This window comes from Alsobacter sp. (genome assembly GCF_059501845.1).
This window is the reverse complement of record NZ_JCACDK010000018.1, coordinates 1,560,954-1,573,516: the sequence shown is the minus strand read 5'-3', so window position 1 is coordinate 1,573,516 and position 12,563 is coordinate 1,560,954. Positions and strand designations below refer to the sequence as shown.

Here is a 12,563-nt window from a genome sequence, read left to right as displayed (position 1 = left end):
CCTCAGTCCACGGCCACGAGGACATCGGAAGCCTTGATCACGGCCGAGGCGGCTTGCCCTGTCTTCAGCCCGAGTTCGTCCACCGCCTCGTTGGTGATGGACGCCGTGACGATCGCGCCGCCGATGTCGATCCTGACATGCGAGGTGGTCGCGCCTTTGACGACCTCGACGATGGTGCCCTTCAGTTGGTTGCGAGCGCTGAGCTTCATGGCAAACCCCGGTGCTGTTGAAACCGTACGTCCGGCGTTATATAGCCGGACTACCGTTGTATAGCCGCCCTATATGAGCGGGGGAAGCGTTCCGATGTCCGTTCATGCCGCCTTGTCCCTGGTTGCCGAGAACCTGCCGCCCGTAGGGCGGGACAGGATCCGCCTTCTCGAGGCCATTGCCCGGGAAGGCAGCATCAGCGCCGGGGCGCGGGCCTTTGGCCTCACCTACAAGGCCGCGTGGGATGCCGTGGAAGTGATGTCGGCGCTGTTCGGGGCGCCCATGTTGCGCCGGCGTACGGGGGGCCGGGCGGGCGGCGGCTCGGAGGTCACCGAAGCAGGCCTGGCGTTCATCGCCGCATTCCACCGCATCGAGGCGGAACTGGTGCGGGCCGTGCGGGCTGTCGAAGACGGTGTCGCGCTCGACAAGGCTCCCGGCTTCCTGATGCGCACAAGCGCCCGCAATGTTCTGCGCGGCACCGTCAAAGCCGTGTCGCCGCGTGCCATCCGCGTCGAAGTGATTGTCGAAACCGCGCCCGGCGAAACCATCCGGGCCGTCGTGACACGCGACAGCGTCGACTCGCTCGGCCTGTGTCCCGGGCGGCCCGTCGCGGCTCTCGTGAAGTCCTTCTTCGTCTCGGTCAGGCCGTCGTCGGATCCTGCGCCGGCTGAGGCCGCCCTGAACACCCTGGCCGCCACGGTGCGCTCGGTCGAGACCGACGGGACGGCCAGCGAAGTCGTCCTCGCCATCGGCGGCGGGCGCAGCCTCACCGCCTGCCTGCCGGCTGGAAGCGAGAGCGCGCCAGCCCCGCGTCCGGGCGAGGCCGTGCTCGCCGTCTTCGATCCAGCCGACGTCATCCTCGCCATCGACTGAAGGGAGCCCCGATGTTCGTGACCCGCTACCTCAAATCCGCGGCTGTTGCCGCCGGCCTGCTCATGGCGATCGCCGCCCCGGCCGCCGCCGGGCAGATCAACGTCGCTGTCGCCGCCAACTTCACCGAGCCCGCCAAGGAAGTCGCGAGGCTCTTCAAGGAGAAGACCGGCCACGAGGCGGTGCTGAGCTTTGGTGCAACGGGGCAGTTCTACACCCAGATCACGCAGGAGGCGCCGTTTCAGGTGTTCCTGGCAGCCGACCAGGAGCGGCCCAAAAAGCTGGTCGAGGGCGGCTTCGCCGTCGCAAGCAGCCGTTTCACCTATGCGGTCGGCAAGCTCGTGCTGTGGAGCAAGACGCCAGGACTGGTGACCGGCAAGGACACGCTGACAGGCGCCATCGAGAAGATCGCGATCTGCGATCCCGCAGCGGCGCCCTACGGTGCCGCGGCGGTCGAGACGCTGAAATCACTCGGCGCCTACGACAGGCTGAAGCCGAAGCTGGTGCAGGGCGCCAATATCTCACAGGCCTACCAGTTCGTGGAGACGGGCAATGCCGAAATCGGCTTCGTTGCCCTGTCCCAGGTGGCGAAGTCCGACGCCGGCTCGCGCTGGATCGTGCCTCAGGAGCTCTATGCGCCGATCCGGCAGGACGCGGTGCTGCTCAAGAAGGGGGAAGGGAACGAGGCGGCCAAGGCCTTCGTCACGTTTCTGAAGGGTCCCGAGGCGCGCAAGGTGATCGAGGGCTACGGCTACGCGCTGGACGGCGGCGCTTGACGTGGCTCTGAACCTGCCGCCGGACCTCTGGACGCTCGTCCGCCTCACGGTCGAGCTGGCGGCGATCACCACGCTCATCCTGCTGGTGATCGGCACGCCGCTGGCCTGGTGGCTGGCGCGCACGAAAGTCTGGTGGAAGGAGCCGGTCGCGACCGTGGTCGCGATGCCGCTGGTGCTGCCGCCGACCGTGCTCGGCTTCTACCTTCTCGTCCTGCTGGGCCCCGCGGGGCCGGGAGGGTGGCTGGCGGGGTTCTGGGGCGCGCGGACCCTCGCCTTCACCTTCACCGGGCTCGTCATCGGGTCCGTGATCTATTCGATGCCCTTCGTCGTCCAGCCCATCCGGAACGCCTTCGAGGCATTCGGCGACAGGCCGCTGGAGGTTGCGGCGACCTTGCGCGCGCGGCCCCTCGACACGTTTTTCAGCGTCGCACTGCCGCTGGCGCGCCCGGGCCTGATGACCGGGGCCGTGCTCGGCTTTGCCCACACCGTGGGCGAGTTCGGCGTCGTGCTGATGATCGGCGGCAACATCCCCGGCCAGACCAAGACGCTCTCGGTCGCCATCTACGACTATGTCGAGACGCTGCAATGGCGCGAGGCCAACATCCTCTCAGTGGGCATGGCGCTGTTCGCGTTTCTGGTCATCCTCGCGATGACGCTGATCGACAAGCGCGCGGCGAGAGCCGGGACCTGATGAACGCACCCTCCCTGACCACCGGCCGGATCGACGCAAGCTTCCGGGGATCCGTAGGCCAGTTCAGACTGGATGCGTCCTTCTCCATCCCCGCGACCGGGGTCTCCGCCCTGTTCGGCCCGTCAGGCTGCGGCAAGACCACGGTACTGCGCTGCATGGCCGGCCTTCACCGAATCGCACAGGGCGAGTTCCGGCTGGCCGGCGAGGTGTGGCAGGACGCCACCACCTTCCGGGCGCCTCACCAACGGGCCGTCGGCTACGTCTTCCAGGAAGCCAGCCTCTTCCCGCACCTCTCGGTGCGCAAGAACCTGCTCTTCGGAGCCCGGCGAGCCGGCGCGCCGGACGGGAACGGCGCCATCCGGCTCGACGAAGTTGTCGATCTCCTCGGCATCAGCCGCCTGCTCGACCGGGCGCCGCAGAACCTGTCGGGCGGCGAAAGGCAACGCGTCGCGATCGGGAGGGCGCTTCTCTCGCAACCACGGATCCTGCTGATGGACGAGCCGCTGTCAGCGCTCGACCGCTTCACCAAGGACGAGATCCTGCCCTTCCTCGAAAGGCTGCACGACTCGCTGTCGCTGCCCATCGTCTATGTCAGCCACGATCTGGCCGAGGTGGAGCGGCTGGCCGATCATCTCGTGCTGATGGAGAATGGCGGGGTGCGGGCGTCCGGACCGCTCCAGGACCTGCAGAGCGACACGTCCCTGCCGCTGGCGCGCGGGCGCGGAGCGGCCGTGACGCTCCCCGCCACGGCGTCGGGCTACGACCCCCGGTACGGGCTCCTGACCCTGCTCGTCGATGGCGGCCGCTTTCTCGTTGCCTCGCCGCCGGCCCAGCCCGGCCATGGCTGGCGGCTTCGCATCGAGGCGGGGGATGTGAGCATCGCTCGGGCGCAGCGGACCGACAGCAGCATCGTCAATGTCCTGCCTGCGCTGATCGTCGATGCGGCTCCCGCAACCGACGCCGAGTTGGCCGTGGTCCTGCGGCTGGGGAGCGACGGACAGGGCGCGCGCATCCTGGCCCGCGTCACCCGCCTTTCCTGGGATCAGCTCGGCCTTGCGACCGGCATGCACGTCTTTGCCCAGGTCAAGGGCGTCGCCCCGACGCCGGGCCGCTCACGCCTGGGCGGATAAGGCCCGTTCAGTCCTCTGCCAGTTCGCTTTCGTAGAGCCGCGAGCGCGCCGTGGAGGTCATGATTTCCGGGTCCAGCGTATAGAGGTTCTGTGCACGCCCCACCCCTCTCAGGGCGTAGCGGCCGACATTGACGAGTTCGTCTGCGAGCGAGGCCGGCAAGGCATCGCGGAAATCCGCAGAGACGAGCAGGCCCCGGTCGACGGAGCGGCAGAGGGACGCGATCCGGCTGACCTCGTTCACCGCCGGCCCGATGACCGTGAAATCCAGACGCTCGCGGCTGCCGATGTTGCCGTAGAACACCTCGCCGACATGCAGCCCCACATAGGCCGTCGTCAGGGGCCGCCGGGAATCGGTGCGCTCCTCGTTGATCGCGGCCATGCGGGCGCGCATGGCGTGCTCGGCGCGCAGCGCGCACCGGCAGGCCTGCCCGGCATCCTCGGCGGGGAACATGGCCAGCACCCCGTCGCCCATCAGCTTCAGGACGTCGCCGCCCGCGTCGTGGACGGACTCGATGGTCGCCTCGGCATAGTCGTTGAGGAGGGGAATGATCTCGTTGGGATCCGCGGTGTCGCTCAGGCTGGAATAGCCGCGCAGGTCCGAGAACCAGAGGACGGTCGCAATGTGGTCCGCGACGCCCCGAACGATGCGGCCGCCGAGCACGCGCCTTGCCGGATCCTGCCCCAGGTAGACTTCCGCCAGCGTGCGCGGGACGCGCGCCAGGGCGGCGCTCTTCATGGCCAGCGTCAGCGCCGGGACCAGCCGGCGCAGGCCCTCGACCTGCCCATCGGCGAACCCTTCGGGCTGGCGGGTGGTCCAGTGCGAATAAATGCAATCCATCTCGCCGATCACCGCGTCCGGCGAGACGCGATGGACGAAGGCGAGGTAGTCCGTGATGCCCTCGTCGGCGAGTTCGGCGACGACGGGATAGTCCCGCCCCTCCCCCGCCGAAACGCGCAACCGGATCTCGGACAGGTCCTGCTGGAGGGCGGCATAGAAGGGCGAGCGGCGCCACGAGGCCGCCGCGTCGCCTTCGGAGGTGCGGCCGTACTCGACCACGCTGGGCAGGTTGCTCGAAACGTCCCTCCAGCGATAGGCGCGTCCCTCGAAGCTGGGATGCAGCGTGTCGAGAAGCACGAGGCCGCGCGAGACGCCCAGGCCAGCCTTCTTGGCGCGGGTGCAGAACCCTTCCAGCAGGTCCGCCTCGTCGGCTCCGGCGAGGCCCTGGGCGATCACCCAGTCACGAAGGGCGGCTTCGACCTCAGGGGGCATGCACTCTCCGACACACGCATGAAGTGCTTCCCGGGAGTTATGCTGTCCCGCTGCGGCGAGCGCAACGCCGTCTCAGACCCCGTCTGGATGCCGAGCCCCGGGCCCGCGTGCAAGCCGCATCAGCCGATCAGGCGCGCCTCGCTCTCCACGACGGCGTCACCTTCGCGCGCGGCACGCTCCGCGACGCGCCGGCCGAACGCTTCGATCTCGGCCGTCAGCCGATGCGTCTCCGAGCCGATGGCCGCTGCGAGTTCCTGCAGGTCCGAGGCGAGCTTGCCCGTGCTCTGGGCTTCGCCCGCGGCGGCGGCCATCTCGCGGCTGAGCAGCTTGGCGTCGCCGGAGAGGCCGGCGGCCGTGCTGCTGATGTCCTCCACGATCATGCCGTGGCCGGTCGAGGTGAGCTTGGCGGCATCCGCCAGTTCCTGCATGGCGCGGGAGATCAGGCGCACCTGCTCCATGGCTGCCACGGCGTTGGTGGACGCGGCCGTGATGCTGCGAAGCTTCGTGGAAACCTCTGCCGTGGCGCGCGTCGTCTGCGAGGCCAGCTATTTCACCTCGCCGGCGACGACGGCGAAGCCTCGGCCGGCATCACCGGCGCGGGCCGCCTCGATGGTGGCGTTCAGCGCCAGGAGGTTGGTCTGCTCGGCAATGCCCTGGATGAACCCCGCGATCTGGCCGATCTGGTCGCACGCGGCGGAAAGCTGCTGGATGCCGGTCTCCGCGAGTTCGATGCGCTGCGTGGTCTCGGCCGCCTTGCCCGCGACCTCGACGATCTGAGCCGTCGCGTAGCGCATGCCCGCGTCGAGCGTCCGCACCTTGCCCGCCACGTCATCGACGAAGGCGGCAACGAGGTGCGACTTCTCGCTCACCTGGCGGGTGACGTCGAAGGAGCCGGCGGCAGCGCTCTGCATGGTCGAGGCGCCATCGCGCAGTCGCTCGGACGAGGCCGCAAAGACCCGGACGGCAGAGGCGACCCGCCCCTCAAACTCGCGCAGCATCTGCTCCAGCACGTGCTGGCGCTCCCGCTCGAGGCGGAGCTTCACCTGCATGCGGTCGGTCACGTCGCTGACGAAGCCGTCCCAGACCGTCGTGCCATCCTTGTGCCGCTGGGGAGCGGCCTGCCAGCGCACCCACACCGTGGCTCCGCCTTCCAGCGTGTAGCTGCGCTCGAAGACGAACGGCGCGAGGCGGGTGGCCGAGGTTTCCAGGACCTCGCGGAAGGCGGCGAGGTCTTCCTGGTTGCCGGGAACGACGAGGCCCGGGCCCTCGCCCGCCGCGAAAGGCGGGAAGGTGTGGCTGATCTGCAGGAGTTCGGGATCGCCCTTTGCATCTTGCCGCAGGCGGAACAGGGCACCGCGCGCATTGCGTGCGATGCTGTCCAGCCGCTCCTCGCTGCGCCTGAACGCCGTGAGGCTTTCGCCTCGCTCCCGATGCCAGAGCAGCAGCAAGCCGATCATCTCGAGGCCGAGCGCATTGAACAGGACGGACCAGCCGATTGTGCGGAACGCCGGGCTCGGGACATGATCGTCCAGGAGCAGCAAGCCAAGGCTCACGCCGGTGGGAACGATTGCGGCCAGCAAGGCGAGCGAGTGCGCGCCACGACGCGTGCGCAGGTTCCCGAACCGCGCCCACCACAGCACGCTGGCGATGGCGGAGGCGAAGATGGCGATGAGCGCCACGGACGCGATGGGACCACCGATCGTCCAGCGCATGATGCCCAGCATCGCGGTTGCGACGATCGTCGCGACGGGTCCGCCGACCGGGGCCGACAGCATGATCACGACGTGGCGGGCATCGAAGAACAGGCCGCCGCTGGTGCGCACGGGGTCGGCCATGGAGAGCATGCCGACGCAGCCCAGCACCATCCCGATCATCACGCCGCGGAGGCGGCGGTGCGTCATCAGCCAGCCGTCGAGGATGCCGAGCGCCGCTGCGGCGACGACCAGCACGGACATGCAAGAGACAAAACGAACAATCAAATCAATATCGGCCACGGACGGATCGCCCTCCCGTGTCTCACCCTAGCAATGAGAGGTTAACGAGCATCGACGGCCCGATGCCGACTAACGAGCACTCAGAGCGCCCTGACGCGGGTGAACGCCAGCTTCCCTGCAATCGGCGCGGCGATCGAAGCGGCGAGATCGCGCGCGAGGCAGGCATAGCCCCGGTCGTTCAGGTGAAAGCGATCGGAGGCGAGCAGCGCATCGAGCCCGCCTTGTCCCGCCGCCGCCCAGATCCGCATGGCTGCAAAGCGCGAGAAGAGCGGCACGCCTTGAGCGCGTGCCTGCGCTGCCACGGCCGAGACGAAGCGCCGGTAGCGCACGGGGTCGGCGATGCTGTCGAGGTATTGCTGGTCCATCAGCACGAGGTCGGCGCCCGACACCTTCACGGCTTCGATGCCTTGGCGCAGGTGCACCAGGAACGCGTCCTCGCTCCCGCCGCGCACGGCATCGTTGGTCCCGACTTGCCAGATGACGAGGTCGAAGCGGCGCTGCGCCGATATCCTGCCCAGCCGTCGCAGCGTCTGGCCCGCCGTCTCGCCACCCACGCCGGCATTCTCGACCTTGATGTCACCGTGTCCCAGGAGGGGCGCGAGCTCCACTTCGAGCCGGGCGGGGTAGGACGAAGCGGGCGAAGTCGCCCCCACGCCCTGCGTGGAAGACGAGCCGATGGCGAGGATCCGCAATGGCCCCGCCTCCCCCAGCCTTGCCGCAACCCGCGGCAAGCGAGGCAGCTGCTGCATGGCGGAAGGCACATCGCAGGCAGTCCGAGGCAGGACCGGTCCGGCGTAGGACATGGCGGGCGCGAGCGCCGGAAAGAACAGCGCCAGAACGGCGCTGTACAGAAGCTTGGGCAGGATGGGCGTCATCAGGTGTCCAGAGGGCCGGTCGCGCCCGAGCGATCCGGTGCTCGCATGCGGTGGCCCCGGACGCAATCCCGTCGAGTACGCATGGCTGGGGGTGTCGAGCGGCTCGCTTGTCTCCGTAAAATTGCTCTGGAACCCGGACCTGCCTGCATTCAGGCTCATATCCCGCAGACATCGAAGGTGACGTGGAGCGCGAAATTCGGCGGCATCGTCCTTATCGGAAGTTTGCCAGCAAATTGACGGACGCAAACCAAGTCATTCCTCAGCCAAAAGCTTGAGCTTTCGCTGTAATTCGCCGACACTGGCGCAATCGGTGCGCTGAGTTGCACCGGTCGGGGCAGATGGACTTGGCGACACGTTTGAGCTTCCGGCAGGCCTGGGTCGCGGGAACACTTCTGTTCGCGCTGATTACAGGGGCGCTTGTGGCGGCGATGATCGTCGCCGACCGGAATGCCACACTCGACAACGCCGCCGACCGCACGCGCTCCGTTTCCCGCCTTCTGGGTGCTCATGCGGACTCCATGCTGGAGGACGCCAACAAGATGCTGGCGGCCGTCGTCCCGCTCGTCGAGAGATGGGACCTCGCAGATCCCGAAGTGGGCCGGCGGGTTTTCGAGGTGTTGCGGGGCCTCTCGCCGGGCAGCCCCCAGATTGCCGCGGTCGGCGTTCTGGATGCGTCCGGTACAAACCGCGTCAATACCTGGGCCTTCCCGTCGCAGCAGGTGAACGTGTCGGACCGCGTCTTCTTCAAGGCGCACCTCGCGGGAGACGCGGATCCGGTGATCCTCGGCGACAGCAAGCCGGGCGCCATCTCCGGCAGGCCCCGCTTCACGTTCAGCCGGGCCGTGCGCAACCCGGACGGCTCACTGAAAGCCGTGATCGTTGCATCGATCTACAACGGCTATTTCGAGCGTCTCTACGCCGAGACCGTTACCTGGCCCGGAGCACGCACCGGGCTCTACGTCGAGGATGCGCCCCCGGAGGCCTCCATCCTGGCGCGGCTGGCGACGGCTGACCGTGCGACGCCCGCGTTCCGCGAGAAGGTGAATGCGGAGGTCAAGCTGGCCCCCACCGGAACCCTGATGCTGCAGGACGGTCCATCGCAGCGGATCGTATCCTGGCAGCGCAGCGAGAGGTATCCCCGCCTCTTCGCGACGGCCTCGCAGCCGATCGACGCGGCGCTCGCCCAATGGCGCTGGCGATCGGGAGTGGCCGGCCTTTCGGCCGCACTCGCCATTGCCGGCTTTCCAGGGCTGGCCGTCTTCGCGGTGCGTGCGGCGGAAGCACGGGAGGCCGAGCGCTTCAAGGACACGCTTGCCCTGGAAGTGCACCACCGCGTCAAGAACTCACTGCAGATCGTCACGGGCCTGCTGCTGATGCGGGCCAGCCGATCCAGGAACCCGGAGGTCAAGCTGGCCTTGCAGGACGGGGCCCGGCAGGTCGGCGCCATCGCCAGCGTGCACGAGATGCTTCAGCTCTCGGGCCGGCTCGACAAGGTGGAGGTCAGCCACCTCGTGTCCGAGCTCTGCGCCAACCTGGGCAAGGGCGCGGACAGGCGCGTCGTCGTCCGGGCGGGCGATACACTCCTCATCGATCCATCCCAGGCGAGCACGCTGGCGGTCATCTGCAACGAGCTCGTCACCAATGCGATCAAGCACGCGCGGGAGGGCGTGGAGGTGCAGCTTGCCGTCGACGGCGACGAACTCGTGCTGACCGTGAGCGACGACGGGCCGGGCCTGCCCGAAAACTTCGAACCGCGCGATACCGGCCGCTTCGGCCTCGTGACGGCGGCACGCCTGTGCGCCCATATCCGCGGTCGCCTGTCCTGGGATAAGCCGGGAGGCGGCGCCGTCTTCCACGCCCGCCTTCCCGTGCGCGCGCTGACGTAGCGGAGGAACCTTCGCCGCTGCTCCGTCTTCTCCCCGCATCACATGGGAGACAAACACATGGCACGCGGATTTCCGTCGATGACAGCGCTTTTGGGGCTCCTCGCCGTTGCGGGGTACCAGAACCGCGACAAGATCGCAGAGATGCTGGGCGGGGCCACCGGCCAGGGCGCCCAAGGCAACGGCGGCGCCTTCGGCGGTGCCGGCGCGGCGGGCCGGCCTGATCACGGCGACGGTACGTCCTCCTCCGGAGGCATGGGAGGTCTCGGCGGCCTCCTCGGCGGGCTGACCGGAGGCGCCGGAGCCGGCGGTCTCCTCAGCGGCGGCCTCGGCGAACTCGTCGACCGGTTCCGCGAGAACGGCCATGGCGACACGGCGGACAGTTGGGTCGGCACGGGCCCGAACCGCGAGATCGCGCCCGGCGAACTCGAGCGCGCCATCGGCCCCGACGTGCTCGATACCCTCACCGAGCGCACCGGCCTGCACCGGGACGAGCTCCTGGCGCGCCTGACGCGCGAGCTTCCGAAGGCCGTAGACGGCTACACGCCCGACGGCAGGCTGCCCTCGGCCTGACGCGGTGTAACGGAATACGACGAAGGCGGGCCTTGTATTACAGGGCCCGCCTGTCTATATGCACGTCACGACCGAACAGTCGGACATAGCCGCAGCGGCGCCGAGGCGCCCGCGGGTTCCGTTTAAAGACAATTCGTCGTTTTCCTGCAACCTTCGATGAGGGTTGCGCTCCGACATCATGCCTTCATGATGCCGCTTTACTCGCGTCCCTTGAGGACGCAATGGACACAATGCTGAACGATACGAAGAACAACCACGCCGCCCGGAACGGGCGGACACATCACGTCACCGTGTCTGCCGCCCTGGCGCGGACGGACCGGGACGGCACTCCGCGCCGGCTGGCGCGCCCCGCCGAATGGCGGCCCGAGACCACCTCGCTGACGCGCGCCGAAATGCGCCGCATCGTGGCAGAAATGATCGGCTGAAGCCGATCGGTTCCACCGGTCTCCGCAGTCAGGCCGTGGCCCGTACGGGCCCCGGCCGCCACTCCATCACCTCGCAGTTGCGCAGCCACCGCCCGGTCAGGGCGTGGAAGAACGTGCCGTGGCCGATGACGGCCACGCTGTCTTCCGGCCGCGCCGCGATCCACTCCACGAACTCCGCGACGCGCCGCTCGAATACATCGAGCGGCTCGATCACGAACGGCCCCGACATGTCGGGATCGTGGTGCCACCACGGATCATCGAGGTGGTCGAAGACGAGGTTGGGGAAGTGCTCGCGCAGCAATGCGGGCGACTGCCCAACGTCGCAGCTGCTCTCCAGCCGCTCCCGATGATGATGCGTGACGTGCACGGGCACGCCGCGTTCGCCGAAAATGCCCAGCGTCGTCTGGATCGCACGTGTCAGCGGCGAGCAGACGGCGAGGTCGACGTGCGTATCCGCGAGATCCTTCCGGACCTGAGCCGCCTGCGACTGGCCGAGATCGGTCAGGGGCGCATCGAAGTGACCCGGATCCTGTCCGGTCGCCTCGTAATGGGCGTTGAAGGTGGATTGTCCGTGACGGATGAGAAGAATGTTTCTGGGCATCGGTCCAGTTTTCGCAGATGTGTGGGGACGGGCCAACACGCGTGAGGTCCCGCCCTCTCTAACCCCGAACCGTGAAGATGGTGCTGCGCCCTGGCGCAGACCAACTCAGCCGCTCCGGAAGTGCTTGGAGAGCTTCAGGCCCTGCGCCTGGTAATTGGAGCCGAGCCCGGCGCCGTAGAGGCGCTCCGGCCTCTCCGCCATCCGCTCGTAGACGAGGCGTCCGACGATCTGGCCATCCTCGAGCACGAACGGCACGTCGTGGGAGCGCACTTCCAGCACCGCGCGGCTGCCGACGCCGCCGGTCGCCGCGTGGCCGAAGCCCGGGTCGAAGAAGCCCGCATAGTGAACACGGAATTCGCCCACGAGCGGGTCGAAGGGCGTCATCTCCGCCGCGAAGCCGGGAGGAACGTGAACCGCTTCCTTGGACGCCAGGATATAGAACTGCCCGGGATCGAGGATCAGCTCGCGCGCCTTGCGCACCGACAGCGGATCCCAGAAATCCAGCACGTCACAGCCGCCCACCACGTCGACATCGACGAGACCCGTGTGGCGCTTGGCGCGCCAACCGACGACGCCGTCGCCGCCCGGTCCGGCGAGATCGACGCTGACAGCGATGCCGGTCTGGATCGACGGCTCGGCACTGGTCACCAGCGACTGCTCGCGGTGCAGGGAGGTGAGGTCTTCGTCGGACAGCCGCACGAGACCGGCCCGAAACCGCACCTGCGACAGCCGCGATCCGCTGCGCACCAGGACCGGGAAGGTTCGCGGCGCGATCTCCAGATAGAGCGGCCCGTGGTAGCCCCGCGGGATCTGGTCGAATTCAGTCGCCCCGTCGACGATGAGGCGCGTGAAGACGTCAAGCCGCCCCGTCGAGCTCTTGGGGTTCGCAGCCGCGGCGAGGCCTGCGGGCAAAGCCAGGCTCTCGGCCACCTCGGCGATGTATACGGCGCCGGTTTCCAGCACGGCACCCGCCGACAGGTCGATCTCGTGCAGCGCGAGTTCGGAGAGCCGCGGGGCGACCGGTGCGTCTTTACCCGGCAGGAAGCTCGCCCTCACCCTGAACACCCGCCGGCCGAGCCGCAGGTCGAGGCTCGCAGGCTGGACCTGGGCATCGATGACCTCCGGCTCGGCACGCACGTGCCCGGCCGCGATCAGCGCCGCGATGCTCTGGGAAGGAAGCGTTCCGGAGGTCGGGATCAAGCCGTTTGCCCTGCCATCTGTCATCAGCCTGTCTAGCCCGCGGGGGCACCGGGGTAAACGCTGAGCGG

General features: G+C 68.4%; 14 protein-coding genes. 7 read left to right on the top strand and 7 right to left on the bottom strand.

Features of this window, described 5'->3' with window-relative positions; genetic code table 11:
• Positions 1-2: 2 nt before the first annotated feature.
• The gene (locus AC5JCN_RS22330; RefSeq protein ID WP_495757290.1) at positions 3-209 is read right to left on the bottom strand and encodes a TOBE domain-containing protein; all 207 of its coding nucleotides are present in this window, start codon (positions 207-209) and stop codon (positions 3-5) included.
• A gap of 94 nt (positions 210-303) precedes the next feature.
• Between AC5JCN_RS22330 and AC5JCN_RS22325 the strand changes: the two genes are divergently transcribed.
• The 4 genes from AC5JCN_RS22325 to modC are packed head-to-tail and all read left to right on the top strand — an operon-like array spanning position 304 to position 3,674.
• Complete coding sequence (locus AC5JCN_RS22325) at positions 304-1,080, top strand: TOBE domain-containing protein (RefSeq protein ID WP_495757289.1); 777 nt, start codon at positions 304-306, stop codon at positions 1,078-1,080.
• Between the two features lie 11 nt (positions 1,081-1,091).
• Positions 1,092-1,853 carry a molybdate ABC transporter substrate-binding protein gene (gene modA / locus AC5JCN_RS22320; protein ID WP_495757288.1) on the top strand — a complete coding sequence of 254 codons (762 nt, stop codon included), beginning with the start codon at positions 1,092-1,094 and terminating at the stop codon, positions 1,851-1,853.
• A 1-nt stretch (position 1,854) separates the two neighbouring features.
• Entirely contained in the window at positions 1,855-2,544 is a 690-nt protein-coding gene (gene modB, locus AC5JCN_RS22315) for a molybdate ABC transporter permease subunit (protein ID WP_495757287.1), read from the top strand.
• Positions 2,544-3,674, top strand: a complete 1,131-nt coding sequence (modC, locus tag AC5JCN_RS22310) for a molybdenum ABC transporter ATP-binding protein (RefSeq protein WP_495757286.1) — start codon at positions 2,544-2,546, stop codon at positions 3,672-3,674. The genes modB and modC overlap by 1 nt, the downstream gene beginning before the upstream one ends.
• Positions 3,675-3,681: 7 nt before the next feature.
• On the opposite strand, the gene AC5JCN_RS22305 is transcribed toward modC, so the two are convergent.
• The 4 genes from AC5JCN_RS22305 to AC5JCN_RS22290 form a co-directional block, all read right to left on the bottom strand.
• Positions 3,682-4,944 (bottom strand): adenylate/guanylate cyclase domain-containing protein, encoded by a 1,263-nt coding sequence (locus AC5JCN_RS22305; RefSeq protein ID WP_495757285.1) that lies wholly within the window; start codon positions 4,942-4,944, stop codon positions 3,682-3,684.
• 119 nt (positions 4,945-5,063) lie between these two features.
• On the bottom strand, positions 5,064-5,402 hold the full coding sequence (locus tag AC5JCN_RS22300; RefSeq protein ID WP_495757284.1) for a hypothetical protein: 339 nt from the start codon (positions 5,400-5,402) through the stop codon (positions 5,064-5,066).
• An 87-nt stretch (positions 5,403-5,489) separates the two neighbouring features.
• Positions 5,490-6,899, bottom strand: coding sequence for a methyl-accepting chemotaxis protein (locus AC5JCN_RS22295; protein ID WP_495757283.1), 1,410 nt, complete (start codon positions 6,897-6,899; stop codon positions 5,490-5,492).
• A gap of 119 nt (positions 6,900-7,018) precedes the next feature.
• Positions 7,019-7,813: an SGNH/GDSL hydrolase family protein gene (locus tag AC5JCN_RS22290; protein ID WP_495757282.1), complete on the bottom strand. Its 795-nt coding sequence runs from the start codon at positions 7,811-7,813 to the stop codon at positions 7,019-7,021.
• A gap of 344 nt (positions 7,814-8,157) precedes the next feature.
• Between AC5JCN_RS22290 and AC5JCN_RS22285 the strand changes: the two genes are divergently transcribed.
• The 3 genes from AC5JCN_RS22285 to AC5JCN_RS22275 all read left to right on the top strand — a co-directional run bounded on the left by AC5JCN_RS22285 (position 8,158) and on the right by AC5JCN_RS22275 (position 10,694).
• The gene (locus AC5JCN_RS22285) at positions 8,158-9,699 is read left to right on the top strand and encodes a histidine kinase dimerization/phosphoacceptor domain -containing protein (RefSeq protein WP_495757281.1); all 1,542 of its coding nucleotides are present in this window, start codon (positions 8,158-8,160) and stop codon (positions 9,697-9,699) included.
• 57 nt (positions 9,700-9,756) lie between these two features.
• On the top strand, positions 9,757-10,269 hold the full coding sequence (locus AC5JCN_RS22280) for a YidB family protein (protein ID WP_495757280.1): 513 nt from the start codon (positions 9,757-9,759) through the stop codon (positions 10,267-10,269).
• 221 nt (positions 10,270-10,490) lie between these two features.
• On the top strand, positions 10,491-10,694 hold the full coding sequence (locus AC5JCN_RS22275) for a hypothetical protein (protein WP_495757279.1): 204 nt from the start codon (positions 10,491-10,493) through the stop codon (positions 10,692-10,694).
• 28 nt (positions 10,695-10,722) lie between these two features.
• Here the strand turns inward: AC5JCN_RS22275 and AC5JCN_RS22270 are convergent, their stop codons facing one another.
• Positions 10,723-11,295 carry a histidine phosphatase family protein gene (locus AC5JCN_RS22270; RefSeq protein WP_495757278.1) on the bottom strand — a complete coding sequence of 191 codons (573 nt, stop codon included), beginning with the start codon at positions 11,293-11,295 and terminating at the stop codon, positions 10,723-10,725.
• A 105-nt stretch (positions 11,296-11,400) separates the two neighbouring features.
• Positions 11,401-12,519 (bottom strand): 2'-deoxycytidine 5'-triphosphate deaminase, encoded by a 1,119-nt coding sequence (locus tag AC5JCN_RS22265; RefSeq protein ID WP_495757277.1) that lies wholly within the window; start codon positions 12,517-12,519, stop codon positions 11,401-11,403.
• Positions 12,520-12,563 lie beyond the last annotated feature (44 nt).